This window comes from Antarctobacter sp. (assembly GCF_034670325.1).
Taxonomy (GTDB): Bacteria; Pseudomonadota; Alphaproteobacteria; order Rhodobacterales; family Rhodobacteraceae; genus Antarctobacter.
This window is the reverse complement of the sequence record NZ_JAXMNR010000004.1, coordinates 49425-72601: the sequence shown is the minus strand read 5'-3', so window position 1 is coordinate 72601 and position 23177 is coordinate 49425. Positions and strand designations below refer to the sequence as shown.

The 23177-nt window shown below is 64.2% G+C and carries 20 protein-coding genes and 1 pseudogene; 8 read left to right on the top strand and 13 right to left on the bottom strand.

All coding sequences use genetic code 11. The features are described 5' to 3' along the window. Positions 1-45: 45 nt before the first annotated feature. Both ccmB and ccmA read right to left on the bottom strand, forming a co-directional pair. Positions 46-702, bottom strand: a complete 657-nt coding sequence (gene ccmB / locus VOI21_RS10905) for a heme exporter protein CcmB (RefSeq protein WP_323769899.1) — start codon at positions 700-702, stop codon at positions 46-48. Beyond that, complete coding sequence (gene ccmA / locus VOI21_RS10900) at positions 699-1313, bottom strand: heme ABC exporter ATP-binding protein CcmA (RefSeq protein ID WP_323769898.1); 615 nt, start codon at positions 1311-1313, stop codon at positions 699-701. The genes ccmB and ccmA overlap by 4 nt, the downstream gene beginning before the upstream one ends. A 186-nt stretch (positions 1314-1499) precedes the next feature. Here ccmA and VOI21_RS10895 point away from each other — a divergent pair, with 186 nt between their 5' ends. Continuing rightward, entirely contained in the window at positions 1500-2315 is an 816-nt protein-coding gene (locus VOI21_RS10895) for a class I SAM-dependent methyltransferase (RefSeq protein WP_323769897.1), read from the top strand. Positions 2316-2424: 109 nt separating this feature from the next. Here VOI21_RS10895 and VOI21_RS10890 read toward each other — a convergent pair whose 3' ends face one another. From VOI21_RS10890 to yajC, 5 genes are read right to left on the bottom strand one after another with little or no spacing between them, the layout of a single operon-like run. Continuing rightward, complete coding sequence (locus VOI21_RS10890) at positions 2425-2778, bottom strand: Mth938-like domain-containing protein (RefSeq protein WP_323769896.1); 354 nt, start codon at positions 2776-2778, stop codon at positions 2425-2427. Between the two features lie 9 nt (positions 2779-2787). Beyond that, positions 2788-3534, bottom strand: a complete 747-nt coding sequence (locus VOI21_RS10885) for a sulfite exporter TauE/SafE family protein (protein ID WP_323769895.1) — start codon at positions 3532-3534, stop codon at positions 2788-2790. Beyond that, complete coding sequence (secF, locus tag VOI21_RS10880; protein ID WP_323769894.1) at positions 3527-4495, bottom strand: protein translocase subunit SecF; 969 nt, start codon at positions 4493-4495, stop codon at positions 3527-3529. The genes VOI21_RS10885 and secF overlap by 8 nt, the downstream gene beginning before the upstream one ends. Before the next feature lie 17 nt (positions 4496-4512). Then, the gene (gene secD, locus VOI21_RS10875; RefSeq protein ID WP_323769893.1) at positions 4513-6177 is read right to left on the bottom strand and encodes a protein translocase subunit SecD; all 1665 of its coding nucleotides are present in this window, start codon (positions 6175-6177) and stop codon (positions 4513-4515) included. Between the two features lie 6 nt (positions 6178-6183). Continuing rightward, the gene (gene yajC / locus VOI21_RS10870; protein ID WP_323769892.1) at positions 6184-6471 is read right to left on the bottom strand and encodes a preprotein translocase subunit YajC; all 288 of its coding nucleotides are present in this window, start codon (positions 6469-6471) and stop codon (positions 6184-6186) included. Positions 6472-6697: 226 nt separating this feature from the next. On the opposite strand from yajC, the gene VOI21_RS10865 reads away from it, so the two are divergent. From VOI21_RS10865 to VOI21_RS10850, 4 genes are all read left to right on the top strand, one after another. After that, positions 6698-7402, top strand: a complete 705-nt coding sequence (locus VOI21_RS10865) for a trypsin-like serine peptidase (RefSeq protein WP_323769891.1) — start codon at positions 6698-6700, stop codon at positions 7400-7402. Positions 7403-7491: 89 nt separating this feature from the next. Continuing rightward, positions 7492-8784, top strand: coding sequence for a serine--tRNA ligase (gene serS, locus VOI21_RS10860; protein WP_323769890.1), 1293 nt, complete (start codon positions 7492-7494; stop codon positions 8782-8784). Continuing rightward, on the top strand, positions 8781-9482 hold the full coding sequence (locus VOI21_RS10855; RefSeq protein ID WP_323769889.1) for a hypothetical protein: 702 nt from the start codon (positions 8781-8783) through the stop codon (positions 9480-9482). Before serS ends, VOI21_RS10855 begins: the two co-directional genes overlap by 4 nt. 80 nt (positions 9483-9562) lie before the next feature. Then, positions 9563-9931, top strand: coding sequence for a hypothetical protein (locus VOI21_RS10850; protein WP_323769888.1), 369 nt, complete (start codon positions 9563-9565; stop codon positions 9929-9931). Between the two features lie 325 nt (positions 9932-10256). Here the strand turns inward: VOI21_RS10850 and VOI21_RS10845 are convergent, their stop codons facing one another. The 4 genes from VOI21_RS10845 to VOI21_RS10830 all read right to left on the bottom strand — a co-directional run bounded on the left by VOI21_RS10845 (position 10257) and on the right by VOI21_RS10830 (position 15201). Next, positions 10257-10979 (bottom strand): hypothetical protein, encoded by a 723-nt coding sequence (locus VOI21_RS10845; RefSeq protein ID WP_323769887.1) that lies wholly within the window; start codon positions 10977-10979, stop codon positions 10257-10259. Between the two features lie 455 nt (positions 10980-11434). Continuing rightward, the gene (gene der, locus VOI21_RS10840) at positions 11435-12907 is read right to left on the bottom strand and encodes a ribosome biogenesis GTPase Der (RefSeq protein ID WP_323769886.1); all 1473 of its coding nucleotides are present in this window, start codon (positions 12905-12907) and stop codon (positions 11435-11437) included. 240 nt (positions 12908-13147) lie between these two features. Then, entirely contained in the window at positions 13148-14479 is a 1332-nt protein-coding gene (locus VOI21_RS10835) for a PQQ-like beta-propeller repeat protein (RefSeq protein WP_323769885.1), read from the bottom strand. Between the two features lie 65 nt (positions 14480-14544). After that, positions 14545-15201, bottom strand: a complete 657-nt coding sequence (locus tag VOI21_RS10830) for a hypothetical protein (protein WP_323769884.1) — start codon at positions 15199-15201, stop codon at positions 14545-14547. A gap of 573 nt (positions 15202-15774) precedes the next feature. On the opposite strand from VOI21_RS10830, the pseudogene VOI21_RS24220 reads away from it, so the two are divergent. The 3 genes and pseudogenes from VOI21_RS24220 to VOI21_RS10820 all read left to right on the top strand — a co-directional run. Further along, positions 15775-15987, top strand: a pseudogene (locus VOI21_RS24220) (efflux RND transporter periplasmic adaptor subunit); the annotation flags it as partial. A 69-nt stretch (positions 15988-16056) separates the two neighbouring features. Further along, positions 16057-18267: an efflux RND transporter periplasmic adaptor subunit gene (locus VOI21_RS10825; protein WP_416358977.1), complete on the top strand. Its 2211-nt coding sequence runs from the start codon at positions 16057-16059 to the stop codon at positions 18265-18267. Next, positions 18264-22085 (top strand): efflux RND transporter permease subunit, encoded by a 3822-nt coding sequence (locus tag VOI21_RS10820; RefSeq protein ID WP_323769882.1) that lies wholly within the window; start codon positions 18264-18266, stop codon positions 22083-22085. Before VOI21_RS10825 ends, VOI21_RS10820 begins: the two co-directional genes overlap by 4 nt. A 13-nt stretch (positions 22086-22098) precedes the next feature. On the opposite strand, the gene VOI21_RS10815 is transcribed toward VOI21_RS10820, so the two are convergent. Continuing rightward, on the bottom strand, positions 22099-22797 hold the full coding sequence (locus VOI21_RS10815; protein ID WP_323769880.1) for a YafY family protein: 699 nt from the start codon (positions 22795-22797) through the stop codon (positions 22099-22101). Further along, entirely contained in the window at positions 22797-23039 is a 243-nt protein-coding gene (locus tag VOI21_RS10810) for a hypothetical protein (protein ID WP_323769879.1), read from the bottom strand. The genes VOI21_RS10815 and VOI21_RS10810 overlap by 1 nt, the downstream gene beginning before the upstream one ends. Positions 23040-23177 lie beyond the last annotated feature (138 nt).

Below are 23177 nucleotides of genomic sequence, written 5' to 3'. Positions count from 1 at the left end.
TACAGCGCAAATATCGCTTGGGTGCAATACGTCACCACCGCGCGCTCACCGCAGGTTGATCCGTAGGACAGCCGCACTGGCAAACGGCAACAACGCGGTGACCCCGAAACTGATCCCCGCCAGCATCAAGAGCGGCGTTTCCACCGCCAGCCCCTCAGCCCCGCGCCGCGCCACCTCGGCACCGAATATCAGCGTCGGCACATACAGCGGCAGGACCAGCAGCGACATCAGCAACCCGCCGCGTTTCAGCCCCACGGTCAGCGCCGCGCCAAAGGTGCCGATCACCGACAGCGCGGGCGTGCCAAGGGCAAGACTGACAAACAGCCACAAATAGCCCGGCCCGGCAAGGTTCAGCAACACCCCCAACAGCGGCGCGGCCAGCACCAGAGGCAGGCCCGTGGTGATCCAGTGGGCCAGCGCCTTGACGCTGACAATCCCCTCCATCGGCAGCGGCGCTGTGGCCAGCAGATCCAGCGATCCATCCTCCCAGTCCAGCGCAAAGATACGGTCCAGCGACAGCAGGCAGGCCAGCAGCGCGCCGATCCATAGCACACCGGGCGCAATCTGCGTCAGCAGGCCGGTTTGCGGACCAACGGCAAACGGCACCAGCACGGTAACGATCAGGAAAAACGCCAGCCCAAGGCCAAAGCCACCCCCGGCCCGCACCGCCAGCCGCAGATCGCGTGTCAGCAGCGCGATCACAGGAACGCCTCGTCCTGAACGGCGGCGCGCGGCGTGGCGCGATAGGGCGTCACATCGAACACATCCGCCTCGGGGATGGACAGGTCGATATGCGTCGCCATCAGCGCCGATCCCCCCTGCCCCAGATGCGTGCGGACGGCCCCGGCGAACAGCGCCACGGACTCGGTGTCCAGCGAGACGGTCGGCTCATCCAGCACCCAGACCGGCCGCCCGGTGACCATCAACCGCGCCAGACCCAGCCGCCGCTTTTGCCCCGCCGACAGTGTCCCGGCCAGCCGGTCCTGTAGCGCCACAAGGTTGAAGGCCGCCAGCGCCCCGTCGATGCCCGATGTGCCAAAGACCCGCGCCCAGAAATGCAGGTTCTCCGCCACGCTCAGCATGGTCTTCAACCCGTCGGCATGACCCGCGTAGGCAATCCGTTCGCCCGCGCCGGTAACCTCTCCCGCCATCGCGGGCTGCAACCCGGCGACGGTGCGCAACAGCGTGGTCTTGCCCGCACCGTTCGGCCCACGCAGCACCAGCGCCCGACCGGGGGGCAGAGCAAAGCTCACCCCGTCCAGAACAGGCACACTGCCGCGCGCCACCGTCAGATCTGCAACCGTCAGTTCCATGACACCCGGCTTAACCCAGCCCCGCGCGCCGCAAAAGACCCAAGCAGGTGCCGCGACGCGATGCCCTCCTGCGCAGGCCACACCGCAAAGTTCCGGCCTGTCACTGTCGCCTGACGGTAAAAGCTGTGGATGTGGTCGGTTTCTTCCTTATGCTTGCGCAGAGGCAACGCTCTGCGAGGCAAGACTATGGACAGCTTCAAGGACATGGAACTTCGCGGCTGGACCGAGAAGGCCCGGTTTTACGACGACCATTTCGCCTCTGTGACCCGGCAGGCCATTGGCCCCGTGCTGGCAGGACTGGGTGAGATGACCGGTCAGAGCTTGCTGGATATCTGCTGTGGCACCGGAGATCTGGCAATGGCCGCCGCGCAGAACGGGGCGGATGTGACCGGCGTCGACTTTGCCAAGCCGATGGTCGACATCGCCAAGACGCGCGTGCCGTCCGCACACTTTGCCGTGGCCGATGCCGAGGCGCTGAGCTTCGAAGATGCCAGGTTCGATCTGGCCACATGTGCCTTTGGGTTGTGGCATCTTGGCGATCCGGACCGGGCGCTGGCAGAGGCGGCGCGTGTCCTGCGGCCCGGAGGCCTTTATGCCTACACCGCTTGGCGTCCTCCTGCCGAAGGCTGGGATCTGATGGGGATGCTCATGACGGCGGTCAACGCGCATGGCACCGTCGATGTCGATCTGCCCCCCGCGCCACCGCCTTTCCGCTTTGCGCAAGAACCTGAAGCACGTCAGGCGCTGCGGGCAGCAGGCTTTGGGACCGTGGTCTTTCAAAAGAACATGTCGATCTGGATCGGCGACACCGGCACCGACCTGATTGATCTGCTTTACAAGGGGATCGTGCGCGCGCCGATGCTGTTGGACGCGCAGGAACCGGATGCGAAAGAGGCCATCCTCAATGACTTGAAGAGCGGTGCCGAAGCGCTTCGAGAGGGTGGAAAGATCAGGATGCGCTGGCCCTATGCCACTGTGTTTGCGACCAAAAGCCGGGGATGATCCCGAAGCTCTGACCGACCCAAACGACGAAGTCCCGATAGCGGCCTCCGCGACGCCACGCCCCCGGCAAAACGATTTTTCGACGAAAAATCGCCTCTGCCCGAACGGTTCAGACCGGCAGTGCCGCTACCGCAACCCGCCGCCCTTCGCTGAGCAAGACGTTGTAAGTGCGGCAGGCGGAGGGCGAATTCATCGCCTCGACGCCCAACCCCGCCTCCTCAAGCTGCGCGCGCAGACCTGCCGGCACATGCGCCGTCTCGGCCCCGGTGCCGATGAACAGCACGTCCACCAAACCCACCATGCTCAGCAGCGTCTCGACATCGTCCAGCCCGCCCCAATCGGCGCGGCCCCGGTCCCAGATCAGCAGCGGACCCTGATGGACCGTCCCGCCCACGCGGAAAAATCCCGGTCCATAGCCATCCACCGGCACGGCATCGGTATAGGTGATCTCATTCAGTCGCATGATCCTCTCCTACCCCCAAACCGGCAGGCCAGACAAGGCCGCCAGCGCGATCAGGAGATAAGCCGCCGCGCGGTACAGCCGCTCGCGGTCAGGCCGGAACAGATGCCCGCCCAGCCAGTTGCCCACCACATTGGGCACAGCCAAGAACACCCCCAAAGCCGCGCCCGCCAAAGTGACCCGGCCCATCCCGGTCATGAAACCGACAATGAGCAGGTCGAAGAAGAACAGGAACAACAGGATCGTCGCCCGGATCACCGCCACCGGCAGCACCCGCGACATGTAGAACAGGATCACCACCGGACCGGGCAGCCCCGCCAGACCGCCCAACAGCCCCGCCGCCGCGCCGATGACTGCCACCATGGCGCGCGACACTGCACCGCGATACCGCATCCCCAGCAACAGCACCGCCAGCATCCCCAGCGACACAAGGCTGACGGCATACCGAAAGACCTCTGGTTCCACCCGCGTCAACACCCACAGGCCCACCGGCAGCGCCAACGCACAACCCGCCAACAGACGCCATAGATCGGGTTTGTCCACTTGTGTCCAGGCCCGCCGCAGGTTCGGCAGCGGTCCAAAGATATCCATGACGGTCAGGGCAAGAATTGCCCCGAACGGGCCAAGGATGGGCGCAGCGACCGGCAGAAACACCATCGCCGTGCCAAAGCCGGAAAAGCCGCGCACCAGACCGCCCAGAAACCCTGCGGCGATCAGCCAGCCCAGCCCCACCGGGGCCAGGCCGAACAGGTCAGGCATCAATATCGCCGAACTGGTTGCCGGTGGTGTCCACCGGCTTGGACCAGTCGCGCTTCACACCCAGACGCATCAGGATCGTCGAGGCCACGAAGATCGACGAATAGGTGCCGACGATCACACCCCAGATCATCGCAAAGACAAAGCCGCGGATCACGTCGCCGCCCAGCACAAACAGCGCAATCAGCGCCAACAGGGTCGTGACAGAGGTCATGAAGGTCCGGCTCAGCGTTTCGTTGATCGACAGGTTCAGCACGTCTTTCAATGTCAGCGACTTGAACTTGATCAGGTTCTCACGCACCCGGTCAAAGACCACCACCGTATCGTTCAGCGAATAGCCCACGATGGTCAGCAAAGCCGCGATGATTGCCAGATCGAACCGGATCTGCAGCTCGGAGAAGATACCGATGGTCAGCACCACGTCATGCACCAGCGCCGCCACGGCCCCCACGGCAAACTGCCACTCGAACCGCAGCCAGACGTAGATCAGCACTGCCCCGATGGCCAGCATCACCGCAATGGCCGCCGTGCGGATCAACTCACCCGACACCTTGGGACCAACCGATTCGACCGAGACGAACTTGATGTCCGGGGCCACCTCGGCCAGCGCCAACCGCGCCTGTTCGATCACTTCGGTGCTGACCGCCTCTTCTCCGTCCTGCGCGCCGATGCGGATCATGGCGACGTTCTGGTCGTCGCGGAAATTGGGGTCAAAAACCTCCGAGATCACGACGTCACCCAGTTCCAGCGCCGCCAGCGCATCGCGATACTGGCCGACATCCACCTGAACAGAGGTTTCTGTCCGGATCGTGGTGCCGCCGCGAAAATCGATGCCGTAGTTCAGACCGCGCAGGCCAAAGCTTGCCAGCGCAAGGGCGATCAAGACCGCCGAAATGCCCAGCCACAGGACCGGGCGAGAGAAGAAATCGAACTTTGTCTGTTCGGGAACCAGTTTCAGGCGCATGTCAGGACGAGCCCCCTTTATACTTCGATGGTTTTCGGACGGCGGCGTTCGAACCAGATGATGATCAAGAGCCGCGTGACAAAGATCGCCGTAAAGACAGAGGTCAGGATGCCAAAGCCCAGCGTGATGGCAAAGCCGCGCACCGGACCGGAGCCCATGACATAAAGGATCACCGCCGTGATAAAGGTGGTGATGTTGGCGTCGATGATCGCAGACAGCGCCTTTTCATAGCCCAGTTCGATCGCCCGCGCCGGCCCCTTGGCGGTGCGCAGTTCCTCGCGGATACGCTCGAACACCAGCACGTTGGCATCCACCGCCATACCCACGGTCAACACGATCCCCGCGATGCCCGGCAATGTCAGCGTGGCCCCGATCAGCGACAACAGGCCAAAGATCAGCGCGATGTTGAGGATCAGCGCGATATTGGCAAAGACCCCGAACAAGCCATAGCTCAGCGCCATGAACACCAGCACCGCGACAAAGGCCACCGCCGTCGCGATCTTGCCCGCGTCGATGCTGTCCTGTCCCAGTTCCGGGCCGATTGTGCGCTCTTCAAGGAACACCATCTTGGCAGGCAGCGCACCGGCGCGCAGCAAAACCGCCAGATGAGTCGATTCCTCGACCGTGAAATTGCCGGTGATGATGCCCGATCCGCCCGGAATATGGCTCTGGATGACGGGGGCGCTGATCACCTCGTTGTCCAGCACGATGGCAAAGGGAGAGCCGATATTGCTGGCGGTATAGTCACCGAACTTGCGCGCACCTGACGGGTTGAAGCTGAAGTTCACCGCCGGGCGGCCGTTCTGGTCAAAGGCGGGTTGCGCGTTGGTCAGTTCCTCACCTGTGACAACGGGGGCCTGTTCGAGGATGTAGAACACGCCTTCGTCGTCCAGCGCGGGGACCAGTTCATTGCCCGCACCGGGGCGCTCGCTTGCATCGGTGGTGCGGCTGATGACCGGCTGAAAGGTCAACTGCGCGGTGGTGCCAATGATCGCCTTGAGTTCCGCCGCCGAGCCGATGCCCGGCACCTGAATCAGGATACGGTCAAAGCCCTGCCGCTGGATCGTCGGTTCCCGCGTGCCGACCTCGTCGATGCGGCGGCGGATGATCTCAAGGCTTTGCTGCATGGTGCGGTTGTCCATGGCCTGCTGTTCAGCCTCGGACAGCGAAACGACAACCACGTCGTCCTCCCCGCGCACAACAATGTCGGTCGATCCGGCGCCGGTCAACGACACCACCGGCTGCGCAAGGCCGCGCACCAGTTCCATCGCCCGGTCCATGCCGCCCGGTTCCGAGATCTTGACCCGCAATTCGCCTTTGGTGGGCGACGGCTGCAGGCGAATGGTGCCCACGGTGTCGCGCGCATCGCGCAACACATCACGCACCTCGGGCCAAAGCGCCTCCATGCGGGCCTCGTAGACTTCCTCGACCTGAACCTCGGCCAGCAGATGCGCGCCGCCGCGCAGGTCCAGCCCCAGATTCACCAGCCCAGAAGGCAGGAACGACGGCCATGTGGCCGCCGCATCCCGGTTTTCGGTCGTGTCGAACCCCGCATCAATCGCCTTTACAGCGTCGTTGCGGACCTCGACCCGGTTGTAAAAGACGTTTGGCGTGGCAAGGATCAGGCCAACCGCAACGGTCATCCAGATCAGCACGCGTTTCCAGAGATCGACCTGCAGCATCTGGTATCAGCTTTCTGCCGGTTCGGTCTTCGACAGGACCTGAGCGATGGTCTGCTTGACCACGCGGACCTTGACGCCTTCGGCGATCTCAACCTCGATTTCCTTGTCGTCCTTGACCTTGGCGACCTTGCCGATCAATCCGCCCTGAGTGACGACCTGATCGCCCCGGCGCACGGCATTGACCATGTTCTGGTGCTGTTTCATCTTCTTTTGCTGCGGACGGATCAGCAGAAAATACATGATCGCGAAGATCAGGATGAGCGGAAGAAACTGGCCGATTGCGCTTGCGTCCATTTGGGATGCTCCTGTTGATTTGCGACGGGGCACCCCCCGCGAAAGTTGGCCGGAACCTATGCGCGGCGCAGGTCAGATGCAAGGTAGGCCGGTACGCTGCGCCGCTCTGACGTAAAGGTGACTTTGTCGCGGTCGCCTGCGGGAAATATACAGGTCCACCCCGCTTGGGTATCACAAGGGGCAAAGGCCGGGTCTGACGCCCCGGTCAACCGGATCGGAGGGACACATGCGGCCAGTCTTCTCGGCCCTGCGGGACAGCTTGTCAGCGGTGTGGAACATCGGCCTGACCGGCCTTGCGCTGCTGTTGTGTTGCGGCCTGCCCCGAACCGCGATGGCCGAGGATGAGCCCGCCATCGGGCGGCTCAACACCGCCAGCTACCGCACCGCCGAGATGTGTACCGCCACCCTGATCGCCCCGGACCGCGCGCTGACCGCGGCCCATTGCGTCACCCGGCCAGAGGACGGCTATCTCAAACGCATCACCGATATGGTCTTTGTCGCGGGCTGGGACGGTACGGACCACAGCGGCGCGTCCCGGATCAAGGCGGTGCATGTGCACCCGCTTGCCTATTCCGAAGGCACCTTCGACCTGCGCCATGACATCGCTGTCATCGACCTGACAGAGGCGCTTGCCCCCGCGCCGCTGACCATCGGCACCGCCGCCCTGCCCGGCCCGCTGACGCTGATGGGATATCGCCGCTCGCGCCCGCACCGGCTGACCGTCACGCCGCTGTGTTATGGCACGGAAACCTCCGGCCTCTGGCGCATCGGTTGCCGGGTCGAACCGGGCCAATCCGGCGGCCCGGTGCTTTCCGGGACGGGCGCGGCCCGCCGCGTCATCGCCGTGATCGTCGCCGTCACCCGCGACGAAGAGGCGCTGGTGGTGCCAATAGACGACTGGCTGCGGCAACAATTCGCGCCAACCCGTTGAGCGCGCGCCCAAAGGCCCCCCGCCCCTCTACCGTCCTGCGGCAAGATCGGGCATAACCGCCCCGACTCATCTGACCACTGGAGATTGTCATGCACGACATCCGCGCCATCCGCGAAAACCCCGCCGCCTGGGATGCGGCGCTGGCCCGCCGTGGAGTGGAGGCAATGTCGTCATCCGTGCTGGACCTCGACACCGCCCGCCGCGCCGCGATCACCGCCGCCGAAGAGGCGCAGGCCGACCAGAACCGCGCCTCCAAAGAGGTCGGAAAGGCCAAGGCCAGCGGCGACGAGGCGGAATTTGAACGTCTGCGCGCCCTTGTCGGCCAGAAAAAGGCCGAAGTGTCCCAGATGCAGGACAAGGCCAAGACGCTGGACAGCGAACTGACCGACCTGCTCATGGGCGTGCCCAACCTGCCGCACCCGGATGTGCCCGACGGCGCAGACGAAGATGACAATGTCGAGATCCACCGCTGGGGCACGCCCCGCACCTTCGAGTTCGCGCCCAAAGAGCACTACGACCTCGACGGCGTGAAACCGGGCATGGATTTCGAGGTTGCCGCCAAACTCTCTGGCGCGCGCTTTGTCGTGCTCTCCGGCGCCGTGGCCCGCATCCACCGCGCACTGGCGCAGTTCATGCTCGACACCCATATCGAGGAAAACGGCCTGACAGAGACATGGACCCCGGTCCTTGTGCGCCCGGAAATGATGTATGGCACCGGTCAACTGCCGAAATTCGGCGAGGACAGCTATGAGACCACCAACGGCTGGTGGCTGATCCCCACCTCCGAAGTGACGCTGACCAATATCGTCAACGGATTGGTCGTCGATGAGGGCTATCTGCCCCGCCGCTACGTCGCCCATTCGCAATGCTTCCGCTCCGAGGCGGGCAGCGCAGGCCGCGACACCGCCGGGATGCTGCGCCAGCACCAGTTCGAAAAGGTCGAGATGGTCTCGATCACCAAACCCGAAAACAGCCTTGCGGAACATGACCGCATGACCGGCTGCGCGCAGGGTATCCTTGAACGGCTGGGCCTGCCCTACCGGACCGTGGTGCTGTGCACCGGCGACATGGGATTCGGCGCGCAGCGCACCCATGACATCGAGGTGTGGCTACCCGGTCAGAACACCTACCGCGAAATCAGCTCTGTCTCGGTCTGTGGTGACTTTCAGGCCCGGCGCATGAACGCGCGGTTCAAACCCACCGAGGGCGGCAAGCCCGAATTTGTCCACACGCTCAACGGATCGGGCCTTGCCGTCGGGCGCTGCCTGATCGCGGTGCTGGAAAACGGCCAGCAGGCGGATGGCTCTGTCGACCTGCCGGAGGTGCTGCACCCCTACCTGCGCGGCCGCACCCGCCTGACCGCCGAGGGCACGCTGGCATGAGCCGCCTCTGGGCCCTCCTCTGCCTGCTTGCGGCGGTCAGTTTTGCGGCCTCCCCCTGGCTCGCCCCCGGCTTCAACGGGTATGAGCCGACGCAATTCCCCGTGGTGCTGGAGGATCCTCCGGTGCAACCTGCGGGCTACGCCTTTGCGATCTGGGGTCTGATCTATGTCTGGCTGATCGTCAGCGCGGGCTTCGGCCTGCTGCGGCGGGGCGATGATGCGGATTGGCAGCCGATGCGCGCGCCGCTGTTTGTCAGCCTTGCCGTCGGCACGATCTGGCTGCCGGTGGCGCAAATGTCACCCATCGCGGCCACGGTGCTGATCTGGATCATGCTGGCCAGCGCGCTGGTCGCACTCAGCCGCGTCGGCGATACCGACCGCTGGCTGCAAGAGGGGCCGGTGGCCGTCTACGCCGGATGGCTGACGGCTGCCTCCTGTGTGTCGCTTGGCGTGGTGATCGGCGGCTATGGCTGGATGCCCCCCACCCCGGCGGCGCTGCTGTCGCTGGCGCTGTGTCTGGCACTGTCGGTGACGATCCAGTACCGCCTGCACCGCGCGCCGGAATACGGCATGACGGTGATCTGGGCCTTGGTGGCCGTGGTGGTCGCCAACTGGCAGCCGTTCAATGCCGCCGTGACGCTGCTGGCGCTGGTGGCGATGATCGCCATTCTGGGCGTGCGCGCCACCGATACCGAATAACGCGGGACAGGGTAACACGCTGGACAGGCGCAGGGGCGCGGTCCTAGGCTGGGAGTATCGTCCTGACGAAAGGCTTTGCCATGCGCGCCCTTCTGCTGTCCGCCTGCCTGCTTGCCACGCCGCTTGCCACACCGTTGGTCGCTCAGGAAAACCTGCACCACAAAGCCAGTGCCGGACTCGCGGGCAGGTACACCGTCCAAGGCATCAACCCTGATCGTTCCGCCTATGACGGCACGCTGGAGATGACACAGGACGGCGGCCTGTACCGGATCGTCTGGACGATTTCCGGCCAGACCTACACCGGCCAAGGCAGGCTGGAGGGCCGCGTTCTGACCATCAACTGGCAAGGGGACGACACCCCGGTGGTCTACGTCGTGATGCCCGACGGCACGCTGCACGGCACATGGTCCGATGGCCACGCGCTGGAACGGTTGGACCCGCTGCGCTGAGGGTGTGGATGCCACTGTCCCGCTCTCTGTGGACCGAAGAGGCCCTGTCCCGCTTTGACGAGAGACGGTTTTGCCCAGTGTGTCCCCCCGCTGAGTTGACCGTCAGGAGACGTAGACCCCCACCTCGCAAACTGGCCAGAAATCAGAACCATCGGCAAAGCAGACCTTCGGTCAATTCGCAACGAAGGCCGGGTGAGAGACAATAATCACCTATGCTGTAGCCTGAGTGAATGTCCGTATTTGAACCGAAATAAACGCCCCAGTGGTCAGTATCTCAAGCCGCAGTTACAGTTTGCGATCAGGTCTGCGCACTGAGTCACCTGATCTACTTCAGCGCCTCAATCGTGATGCCCTGTTCGAGCTTTAGCAATTGGGCGTTCCGAAGCCCCTCCCAGTCTTCAGCATCCGCGCCGCCTTGGCGCAACGCCGGAGCTGTCAGTCCCATTGATGTCAAATCTTCAACGTGCAGTATTAACATCTCTTGGCGGGGCGCGTCCTTTGGCACATAGGCAAATCGCGACCAAATATAGTCTTTGGGTACGGGAAAGCCTTGTTCACTCGCAAAGCTGTAGTAGCGTTCTGAATCCGTCCCCGGTAAGCCGTTGGGAACCAGCCAATGCCGACGGGCTGGATTGGCATCTACATGAAATTCCAAAGGCCCTATGCGTATTGCCCGCGGCGCTGCCGAGTAATCGTAACTTCCTTCAATATCGGGCAGTATCGCTTCGAATTGAACGTTGATTAGGGATCGCGTTGAGCCGTCCGGATGCGACGACGCAAATAGGTATTGTTCGGCTTCGACCGTGCCATAGAGAATAAATCTTTGGGCGCCCAAATATTCATACTCTGGTGGAAAAGTGATGCGCGCTGATGGATGCTCATAAGAGGTAAGCGTGTTGCCTTCGACAGTACGCTTCAACCCCTCCATACTCACTTCTGACGAGAAGCGCCCGGGATGGCTATATTTGATCTTGTAGATGGCGTAGCCAACGGCGCCTGCAATCCCAAAAACAAAGAGAGTCGTGGACATCAAAATCCACTTTTTCACTATCCTGCTCCTACTCAATGAGATGTCGCCGTTCGGAATGGTGAAATTAGTGAACATCTTCGCGGTTTTCAATGCACAGGGGGCCGTTATGCAGCCGCGGTCCTCGCAGGTTTGTGGCTTTATTGCGGGCCGGAACGATCTGCCCTTGCACAAAGCAGACACGGGGGGGCGGAGACAGAACAGCAGCTTTGTCCACACAGCGGACCTTGCCAATTGCCGCGATAAAGGTCCGGATCAAAAATTCATGACGTTCAGGGCAACATTACGCGACCCGCGCCCCTCTGACAGGGGTCAGAAAACCCACTGAATCGTATGCCAAGATGCGCGACGGTGCACCCACAGGCCTACCCCACGCAGACCCTCAATCGTTAACAGAGTGTCAAAACGCCTCTGTAAGCCATTGATTTCTAATAGCCGTCAGGCTGTCCACACGTGGACAGCCACAACCGCCCCCCTCAATCCTTCTTGGCCTGCAGCTTGCCCAGGTGCTTTTTCAAAGCGCCCGCATTCCGCTTTTTCCGGCCCTTGTAGGGGTTCTTGTCCCCCTGCCCGCGCATGGTCAGCCGGATCGGCGTGCCCGGCATGTCAAAGTCCTCACGCAAGGCATTCACAAGGTAGCGCGAATAACTCTCGGGCAGCTTGTCAGGATGCGAACACATCACCACAAACCCCGGCGGCCGCGTCTTGACCTGCGTCATGTAGCGCAGCTTGATCCGGCGGCCCTGTGGCGCGGGGGGCGGATGCCTCTGCACCATCCCCTCAAGCCAGCGATTCAGCTGCGCCGTGGGCACGCGGCGGTTCCAGACCTCATAGGCCTTCATCACCGCCGCCTGCAATTTGTCCAGCCCCTTGCCCGTCCGCGCCGAGACCGTCACCAAGGGCGCGCCCCGCAACTGCGGCAGCACATGCTCGAACTGCTCGCGCAGCCAGCGCAGCTTGTCCTGCTTCTCGTCCTCGATGTCCCACTTGTTGACCGCCACCACCACAGCGCGCCCCTCACGCTCGGCCAGATCGGCGATCTTGAGGTCCTGGGTTTCAAACGGAATCGCCGCGTCCAACAGGACCACCACCACTTCGGCGAACTTCACCGCGCGGATGCCGTCGGAGACCGACAGCTTTTCCAGCTTTTCCTGCACCTTCGCCCGACGCCGCATCCCGGCGGTGTCAAAGATCCGCACCGGCACGCCGCTCCACTCCATCTGGACGGAAATCGCGTCGCGGGTGATCCCCGCCTCCGGCCCGGTCAGCAGCCGGTCCTCGCCGAGCAGCGCGTTCACCAGCGTCGACTTGCCCGCATTGGGCCGACCCACGACGGCAATTTGCAACGGCTTGTCTGCGGTCGGCTTGCGCAGCTCGGTCTCGCCAGCCTCGGCCTCTTCCTCGCTCAGCGTGACCTCGACCTCGGGCGCTTCCTCTTGGGCGCGTTCCTCATAGGCGTCCGCCAGTGGCACCAGCATGGAGTACAGGTCGTGCATCCCCTCGCCATGTTCGGCCGACAGCCGGACCGGCTCCCCCAGACCCAACGCATAGGCCTCGATCACACCCGCATCCGCCGCCGCGCCCTCGGCCTTGTTCGCGGCAAGGATCACGTGTTTCGCCCGCTTGCGCAGGATCTCGGCAAACACCTGATCATCGGGCAGGATACCCGCCCGCGCGTCGATCATGAACAGACAGACATCCGCCGCCTCCACCGCGCGCTCTGTCAAACGCCGCATCCGCGCGGGCAGAGAATCGTCGGTCTCATTCTCCAGTCCGGCAGTGTCGATCACGGTGAACCGCAGATCCACCAGCCGTGCCTCGCCCTCGCGCAGGTCTCGGGTCACACCGGGCTGGTCATCGACCAGCGCAAGACGCCGCCCCACAAGACGGTTGAACAGGGTCGACTTGCCCACATTGGGGCGGCCGACGATGGCAAGAGAGAAGGACATGGAGCGGCTCCGAAGATCAAGAGCGCGCCATAACGCATTTTCCACCCCAGTGAAAGAGGTCCTATTTCCGCCGATCAGTGCTTATCAGGCTTCTTCTCTGGCCAAATACCCCGGGGGAGGCGCCGTTGGCGACGGGGGCAGGGCCCCCAGCCTGAGACCAAGGCCGCAAGGCCGCCGGTCGAGACAAAAAGCGCGCGCCGAAGGCGCGCACCTTTGGATTAAAGGTGGATCACGGGTGGATCACCGAAAGGCGTGCAGCACACCCTTGCGCGAGACGACATACAGCACGCCGCCCGCCACAACAGGGCGCGTCGTGGCGCCGCCGGGGATGGCGATTTCCTGTAGCAAGGCACCGTCCGCCGGGTTGAAGGCGCGGATCTTGCCGTCTGTGCTGGCCACGATCAGCCGCCCGCCCGCCAGCACCGGCCCGTGGTTGGCAAAGGACCCGTCGCGGCGACGGTTCGGGTTGCGCTTGGGCTCATAGCCCGGCAGTTCGCGCTTCCAGATTTCCTGCCCGGTGTCGCTGTCCAGCCGGACCAGTTCATTCAGGTCAGTGACAAAGAACACCGAATCGCCAGCTGGCCACATCGGACCAAGCGCGCCGTATTTGGCGGTCCACAGCCGCTCACCGTTGTAGATCGACAACGCGACAGAGCGACCCGCGTGGTTGCCAGCATAGACCCGGTCGCCGGAGATTACCGGATCGCCGGTCACATCGTTGATGCCCGCAATGGTAAACCCGTTCCGACGGCCCAGCAGTTCGGCGTTCCAGATCCGCAGGCCTCCCTGCCGGAATGCACCCGACACGGCACCAGAGCCAAAGGCAAAGACCACGTATTTGTCGTTGATCGCAGGGGCCGGGGCACCGGCAATGTTGTTGAAGTTCTCGCCACTGTCGAACTGCCAGCGCACCCGACCGTCACCTGCCTCGATTGCCCAGGCGGTGCGGTCGCCCGAAATCACGTAGACCAGCCCGTCACGATAGCTGGGCGCGCCGGTGGCGGTGTTGTTCAGGTCCTGCTCCCAGAGCATCTGGCCGCTGGCCGGGTCCAGCGCGGTCAGCTTGCCAAAGCCGGACGAGACAAACAGCTTGCCGTCGCCATAGGCCAGCCCGCCGCCCTGCCCTTCGGGGGCCTTGTCGCGCTTCGGGATCAGCACCTTGCTCCACAGCGCCTGACCTGCGGTCGAGGTCGCGCGCACCTGATGGTTCGCATCCATGGTAAAGATACGCCCGCCCGCCACGATGGGGTCGGCGTTGAGCCGGGTCTTGCGGCTGTCCCCCGCGCCAATGGGCACTGAAAACAGCGGCGACAGCGATTGTCCCAGCGCTGGATTGCTGACCCGCACATGCGGCGAAACCGGGCTTTGCGCCCAGTCGGCATTGCTCACGGTGGCGGGGGACGAAAACCCGCGCGCCTGCGGGCCTGCGGTCTCGACCGCATCATCGGCGTAGTCGCCGCTGAGCACATCACGCACGTTAAGCCGGTCTCCCGGCAGGATCGGTTCACGCTCGGCGCAACTGGCCAGCGCCAGCGCGGCCAGCGGAAACAGCAGAGAGGTCTTGCGCAGCATCAAAATGCCCCTTTCGTCACCTGCCGGGGTCCGTTCCCCGTCCAGAGCCCCGCCCGACGGCGGGCTCAGTTGGCGGGGGCGTCCCCGCCCAGTGCCACAATCAATTGCGAGGCGCGGCGGCGCAAGCCCTGCGTCGCTTCGCTGTCCTCGGCCAGCGCTTGCAGGCGCGTCAAAGCGGCCTCACGTTCGCCCGTCTCAATGTCGATCAGCGCCAGTTGCTCCTCGGCCAACAGCCGCAGCGGCCGACCGGGAACGGCCAACGCCTCCAGACCGGCGCGGCGGTCGTCCAAGGATAGAACATCCGCGCCACGGGTCAGCGCCTTGTAGCTGGCGATCTGGCGATAGATCGCCGGAATCTCGGTGTTGGCGGCCACGGCCTGCAGGCGGGCCACAGCCTCGGCGTTGTTATCGTCACCGGCCTCTTCGGCGGCTGTTAGCAGCGCCAGAACGGCCTGTCCGCCAGTTGTCGGGGCGTCGATCTCGGCCAGCGCCGCGATCCGCGCAGCGGCATCCTCGCCCTCCAGCGCGGTCAGGATGCCGTCGCCAAAGGTCTGCGCCCGCGCCTCCTGCGAGGCGATGCGCCATTCGCGGTAAGCGGTGCCGCCGACGATCAAGAGCACGATCACCACGCCAACCCAGCCCCATTTGCGCAGTGTGGCAAACAGGCGGTCGCGTTTGACCTCTTCTGTCACTTCGTCGATGAAACTGTCAGCGTCGCTCAAGCGGGCCCCCTCCGGTCGGTTTTCCCTCTCTTACATGGCCCGTCGCGCAGTGCCAAGGCGCGATGGCACCCCTGCACAACGGTCCCTGCGTGCCGAGTCTGCACAGGCGAATGTTCGCGTAGACCAAAAAACTTCGCGAAAACCACATTCAATTGACGAAAAACCGCCGTTTTACCCTGCAAATGCCGGGGGTGTGCTTGAAGCAGACCATGCGGCACCCTAAACCTAAACCGAACGGTTCAGGTCGGGTCTTTCAAGCGACCAGAGGTTAATGTGGCTGGATTTCGCCGCGAAGAAAGAATTTGACGGGCGCAGGACCTTTTGTCCTGACGCCGGGGGGACAAGAAAATGCGCATCATGTCGATCCTGACTGCCTGCCTCGTGGCCGCGGTGCTTTATGCCGTCGTGCTGGAGCGGGACCGGCTGATCGGGTTCGCCCGCGACGTGGCCCCTGCGGCGCTAGCCGGTGAAGCCGGAACCGCAGATCTGCCTCCTGAGGCCGACGCGCGCGCCCCTGCCGTCGCGCCAGAGGCCCAGACCGTTGTGGACGGCGTCCTGCCCGAAGGCGCTGTGCGCGTGATGGCGCGTCGGTCGGTCGCGCAGGTGGTCGACAGCGCCGTGATCCTGCGTGGCGAGACAGAGGCTGTCCGGCAGGTCGAGGTGCGCGCTGAAACCGCTGGCAAGATCGTGTCCGAGCCGCTGCGCAAGGGCGCGCTGGTCGAGGCAGGTCAGTTGCTCTGCGAGATTGATCCCGGCACCCGCGACGTCTCTTTGCAAGAGGCGCTGGCCCGGTTGGCAGAGGCCAATGCACGCCTGCCCGAAGCCAAGGCCCGACTGGCAGAGGCACAGGCACAGGTGCCCGCCGCTTCGGCCCGTATCCTTGAGGCAGAGGCCGCCATCCCCGCCGCAGAGGCGCAACTGGCAGAGGCCCGCGCAGGCATCCCCGCCGCCGAAGCCCGGCTGATCGAGGCCAAGGCGCGTGTCCCTGAATCCGAGGCCCGGCTGGCCGAGGCCAAGGCCAAGGTCCCCGAGGCGCAGGCGCGGCTCGAAGAGGCGCTGGCTCGCATCCCCGAGGCCGAGGCCCGCATCGTCGAGGCCGAAGCCAAGCTGCCCGAGGCAGAGGCGCGGCTGCAAGAGGCGTTGGCCCGTGTCCCCGAGGCCGAGGCCCGGCTGGCCGAATCAGAGGCCGGTGTCCCCGCCGCCGAGGCACGGCTGGCGGAGGCCCGCGCCCGTGTCCCCGAATCCGAGGCGCGGCTGGCCGAAGCGCAGGCCAAGCTGCCCGAGGCCGAAGCCCGCCTTGACGAAGCATTGGCCCGCATCCCCGAGGCAGAAGCGCGGCTGGCAGAGGCAAAGGCCCGTGTCCCCGAGGCCGCCGCCCGTCTGGATGAGGCCCAAAGCCGCGTCCCCGAGGCCGAAGCGCGGCTGGCAGAGGCAAAGGCGCAATTGCCCGCCTCCGAGGCCCGCCTGAAAGAGGCACTGGCGCAGGTGCCCACCGCCGAGGCCCGTCTGGCAGAGGCAGAGGCACAGGTGCCCGCCTCCGAGGCACGCCTGACAGAGGCCCGCGCCCGCATCAAGGAGGCCGAGATCAACCTGCGCGCCTCTGAGGAACTGGCCCGCGACGGCTTTGCCGCGCAGACCCGTCTGGCCGCATCGCAGGCCACCTTTGAGGCCGCCAAGGCGCAGGAGCAATCCGCGCTGGCCGGGCTCAAGACAGCCGCCACAGCCATCGAGGCGGCAAAATCACAGCTAGAGGGCGCACGCGCCGGGATCGAGGCGGCGCGCGGCGCGGTACAGACTGCGCTGGCGGCAATCCGCTCTGCCGAAAGCCAGATCAACAATGCCAAGGCCGGTGTGCAATCCGCCAAGACACAGGTCGAGAACGCCAAGGCCGGGATACAAACCACTGAGGCGCAGATCGTGAACGCCCGCGCCGGGGTGCAGGCCGCACGCAGTCAGGTGCAGACCGCCAAGGCCGGCATCAAGGCCGCCGAAAGCCAGATCCAGAACGCGCTGGCCGGGGTCAAAACCGCCACCAGCCAGCTTGAGACCGCCAAGGCCGCCATCCAGTCCGCCAAGAGCCAGATTCGCAATGCCGCCGCCGGTGTCCAGACGGCCCGGGGGCAGATCGTCTCGGCCAAGGCGCAGATCCAGTCCGCACAGACCCAGATCCGCAACGCCGAGGCCGGGGTCAAGACCGCGCGCAGTCAGGTCGAGACCGCCAAGGCCGGGATTCAGGCCGCCGAAAGCCAGATCCAGAATGCTCTGGCCGGGATACAGACTGCCGAAAGCCAACTGCAAGGCGCGCGCGCTGCGGTGTCGTCGGCGCTTTCGGGGATCGAGGGGGCAAAAGCGGCTGTAATCTCTGCCAAGTCGCAACTTGAAGGGGCAGAGGCCGGTGTTCAGTCGGCCAAGACCGGTGAGGAGAGCGCGCTCGCCGCGATCCAGTCCGCCGAGGCCGGTGTCGCCGCCGCCCGCAAGGAAATCGAGCGGCTGAAGATCCACGCACCCTTTGCCGGGCTGCTGGAAACGGACACCGCGGAATTGGGCGCACTGATGCAACCGGGATCGGCCTGCGCCACGGTCATCCAGCTTAACCCGATGAAATTCGTGGGCTACGTTCCGGAAACCACTGTCGCCCGTGTTTTGACCGGCGCACAGGCAGGTGCCCGGCTGACCAATGGCCGGACCGTGCAGGGCGAGGTCAGCTTTGTCTCCCGCAGCGCCGATCCGACCACGCGCACCTTTGCCGTCGAATTGACGGTGGAAAACGGTGATCTGTCGATCCGCGACGGCGAAACCGCCGAAATCGCCATCGAGGCCGAAGGCGCCAAAGCGCATCTGCTGGCGCAATCCACCCTGACCCTAAACGACGAGGGCAAGCTGGGTGTACGCACGGTGACGGCAGACGACAGCGTGCAGTGGATGGACATCTCGATCCTGCGTGACACCCGCGAAGGTGTCTGGATCACCGGCCTGCCGGACGAAATCAACGTGATCACCGTGGGGCAGGAATACGTCACCAACGGCGTCAGGGTGGTCCCGAGTTATGAGGATGTCCTGCAATGACCGGCATCATCGACTGGGCCGCCGAACGCGCCCGAATGATCATCGCCTTCATTATCCTCAGCCTTGTGGCCGGGACCTACGCCTATCTGTCGCTGCCCAAGGAGGGCGAGCCTGACATCGAAATCCCGGCGCTGTTTGTCTCAGTCCCCTTTCCCGGCATTTCCGCCGCCGACTCGGAAAAGCTGCTGGTCAAACCGATGGAAACAGAGCTTTCCGACCTCGACGGGTTGAAGGCCATGACCGCCACCGCCGCCGAAGGCTATGCCGGTCTGGCGCTGGAATTCGAATTCGGCTGGGACAAGACCAAGATCATCGCCGACGTGCGCGACGGCATGAACAACGCCGAGGCGGAGTTCCCCGAGGGGGCCGAAAAATACTCGATCAACGAGATCAACTTTTCCGAATTCCCGATCCTGATCGTGAACCTGTCCGGCCCGGTGCCCGAACGCACCCTGACCAAGGTCGCCAAGGACCTTCAGGACCGGGTCGAGGCGCTGGATTCGGTGCTGGAGGCGGGCATCGCGGGCAACCGTGACGAGATGCTGGAAGTGGTGATCGACCCGTTGCGGCTGGAAAGCTACAACGTCACCGCCGATGAACTGATCCGCGTTGTGCAAAACAACAACCAGTTGATTGCCGCCGGTGAAGTCGAGACGGACAACGGCACCTTCGCGATCAAGATCCCCTCCAGCTTTGACGATGCGCGCGACGTCTATGATCTGCCGGTCAAGGTGAACGGCGACCGCGTGGTGACGCTGGGCGATCTGGCAACGATCAACCTGACCTTTGAAGACCGCAAGGGCACCGCGCGCTTTAACGGCGACCAGACCGTTGCGCTGCAAGTGGTCAAGCGCAAGGGATTCAACATCATCGACACGGTCGCACAGGTGCAGGCCGTCATTGATGCCGCACAGGAAAACTGGCCGCCCGAACTGCGCGCGGTGCTGGATGTGGGCACCTCCAACGACCAGAGCCGACAGGTGGCCAGCATGGTCAGCCAGCTGGAGGGGTCGGTCCTGACGGCCATCGCGCTGGTGATGATCGTGGTGCTGGCCTCTTTGGGTCTGCGCCCTGCCCTGTTGGTGGGCTTTGCGATCCCGACCTCTTTCCTGCTGTGCTTTGTGCTGCTGGCGCTGATGGGGGTGACGATCTCGAACATCGTGATGTTCGGATTGATCCTTGCGGTCGGGATGCTGGTCGACGGGGCCATCGTTGTCGTCGAATACGCCGACAAGCGTATTTCTGAGGGCACCGGCCCGATGCACGCCTATGTCGAGGCGGCGCACCGGATGTTCTGGCCGGTGGTGTCGTCCACCGCCACAACGCTTTGCGCCTTTCTGCCGATGCTGTTCTGGCCCGGCGTGGCCGGAGAGTTCATGGGGATGCTGCCGGTCACGCTGATCTTTGTCTTGTCGGCGTCGCTGGTGGTTGCACTGATCTACCTGCCGGTCATGGGCGGCGTCTCTGGCCGGTTCTCGCGCAACGTCCACCGCGCGGGCAACTGGCTGCGCGCGCGTCTGCACTGGAGCCTGCGGGTCCTGCTGGTGCCGGTGGCGCTGCTGGGGCTGTTTGTCGGCGCGATGATGGTGCTGAACCCCGACTACCTGGTCCAGACCGAGGCCACCGGCTGGGGCGCGCGGATGCCAGGTGTCGTTGTCTTCATGCTTTTTGCGGTGATCTCTTCGGTGGTGATGGATGCCGCCGAACTGCGCCGCCCGCCCCGGCGCGTGGATGCGCGCAACCGCAGGTCGCTGTTCGGCCATTTCACCAAGTTCATCGCGGGTAACCCGATCATGCCGCTGGTCACGGTGGCTGCGGTGATCTTTCTCGTGGTCAACGTCTTCACCTACTACGGCGAGAACAACAACGGCGTGGATTTCTTCGTCGAGAGTGAGCCGGAACAGGCCATCGTTTATGTCCGCGCGCGCGGCAACCTTGGCCTTGCGGAAAAGGACGCGCTGGTCCGGCGGGCCGAGCAAATCGTGCTGGGCCACCCCGGCATCCTCAACGCCTTTTCTTTTGCCGGCGAAGGCGGGCTGGACAACAACACCGGCGGCGCAATTGCCCCCAAGGACACCATCGGACAGGTCCAGTTCGAAACCATCCCGTGGGAGGGCCGCCCCGCCTATGCCCGCGAAACCGGCGTGCCGCTGGCGCAATTGGACGGCGACGTGATCCTGGATGATCTGACCCGCAAGCTGGAACGCATCCCCGGCATCGAGATCGAGATTCTGGCGCAGGCGCGGGGACCGGCCAGCGCCAAACCCGTGCATCTGCGCATCAAGGGCGACGACTGGACCTCCCTGCTGGATGCCGCCGGAACGGTGCGGACAAAGTTTGAAGAAACGCCGGGCCTGACCCTGATCGAGGACACCCGCCCCCTGCCCGGCATCGACTGGCAAATCGACGTCGACGTGGAAAAGGCGGGCCGTTACGGGGCCGACGTGGCCACCGTGGGCGCGATGGTGCAACTGGTGACGCGCGGTCTGGCTATCGGCAGTTACACGCCGGGCACGTCGGATGACGAAATCGACATCCGGGTACGCCTGCCCGAAAGCGACCGGCTGCTGTCGACCCTCGACAACCTCAAGGTCCGGACCGCTGACGGTTTGGTGCCCTTGGTGAATTTCATCACCCGCGAACCCGTCGCCAAGCTGGCCGAGATCGAGCGCATCGACCAAAAGCGCTATTTCGACGTCAAGGCCGGTGTGCGGGAAAAGTTGATGGAGATCGGCTGGGACGTGACCTCGACCGCGCCGGACGGCACCGAAACAACGGTCTTTGAGCCGCTCCTGACCGGGGTTGAACTGGACCCCGAAACGCAGGACGTGTCGACGGCGGCATGGGAGCGCGATTTTGGCCGGTCTTCGGGTTTCTACGAATGGTTGCTGGGGCCGAACCACCGCTATTTCAACGATATCCGCTGGCTGACCGACCTGACCCCGGCCGAGATCGACGCCCTGCTGGACGAAGAGGGCCACGCGCCGCTAAAGGCGGTGCCAGTGACCGGCCCCGAACGGATCGAGGTGTTGACCGGCTGGCTGGACACCAGCCCGCTGCCCGCTGGCATTGAATGGGAATGGACCGGCGATCAGGAGGATCAGGAGGAGTCGCAGGCCTTTTTGCAATCGGCCTTTGGCGGCGCGTTGTTCTTGATGTTCATCATCCTGCTGGCGCAGTTCAACAGCTTTTACAACGCTGTGCTGGTGCTTTTGGCGGTGATCCTGTCCACCACCGGTGTGCTGATCGGGATGTTGGTCATGGACCAGTATTTCTCTGTTATTATGACCGGCACGGGGATCGTGGCGCTGGCCGGGATTGTGGTGAACAACAACATCGTGTTGATCGACACCTATCAGGATTATTCCCGCTACATGCCGAGGATCGAGGCGATTGTACGCACCGCCCAGGACCGCCTGCGCCCGGTGCTGCTGACCACGATCACCACCATGGCGGGTCTTGCACCGATGATGCTGGGCCTCAGCCTCGATTTCTTTGGGGGGGGCTATTCCATCGACAGTCCGACGGCGCTGTGGTGGAAAAACCTTGCCACGGCGGTGGTCTTTGGCCTTGGGATCGCCACGGTGCTGACGCTGGTGTTCACGCCTGCGATGCTGGCGATCCGGGTCTGGTTCACCACCTATGTGGAATGGTTCGCCCGCCTGCTGGCGCGGCTCAGCTTTGGTCGCGGCAGCCGAGCAGCGCGTGACTGGGCGCTGAACCGAGCCGCCAAGCGGGTTCAATCGCCCGAGATCATCTGGGAGGAAGAGCCCCCCACGGCGATGGACCTGTCCCCGGACCTGCGCGCGGCAGAGTGATCGGTCGCATCCTTCAGCGGTTCAGGATGTCCCTGTCCTTGTCCTGCATGCTGGCGTAGAAATCCGCCAGCTTGCGCCCCCGTTCGGGGCGAAAGCGACCGGCCTCCTGCATGTCGGCAATCCGGTCGAGGCGGAACATGCGAAAGTCGTCGCGCAGTTCGCACCAGCCGACCAGCGTCCAGGCCGGAGCCCAGAACCACAATCCCAGCGGGCGCACAAAACGCCGGGTCTTAGCCCCGGCCTCATCGCGATAGGCAAGCTCCAGACGGGTGCTTTGGTCGACCGCCCGTTCGATCCGGTCGATCCGGGCGCGCAGCTCCGGTGCCACGCCAAGCCCCAGAGAATGTACATGAACCGCCCGGGCGCGGGCGCGCGCAGTCTCGGGGATGACGGCGTCGATCTTGGCAAGCGCCTCTTCGGCAGCCCGCGCCATGGCCGCCCCACCCCATGCCTGCACCAGTCGCGCCCCGGCCACCAGCGCAACGATCTCATCGGTGTCGAACATCAGCGGCGGCAGGTCAAAGCCCTCTTGCAGGACGTAGCCAAACCCCGCCTCACCGTCGATCGGCACGCCGGTGGACTGAAGATCGGCAATGTCGCGGTAGATGGTCCGTTTGGACACCTCCAACTGTTCCGCCAATGCCGCTGCCGTGGTGCGCCGACCACCCCTCAGAGCCTGCACGATCTGAAAGAGACGGTCGGCGCGGCGCATCAGCGGGTCTCGAAGAAACCGACGGAATTGCCGTCCAGATCCAGACTGTAGAAAAAGCGGCCCGGCGGGATGTCGATGATCGGTGAGACAACCTTGCCGCCCGCCTTTTCGACGCGCGTCATGGCCGCCTCAACGGTGCCGGGAATGGCAAGGTGGATGGTCGGCCCGGTGCCGTCCCCGGCGGGTTTTCCCGGATACAGATGCAGGGCGACGCCGGTTTTCGGGTCCTTGGGTCGGAACATCACAACCGGGTTCGGCCCGGTAGAGTCCGTTTCCAGCTATGCGTCGGTGACGGCAGTGTAAAAGGCCATGGATTTCTCCATATCCGTTACCGGGATTTCGGCCCAGACGGTAAAGTGTTCAGGTGCGTAGGTCATCGT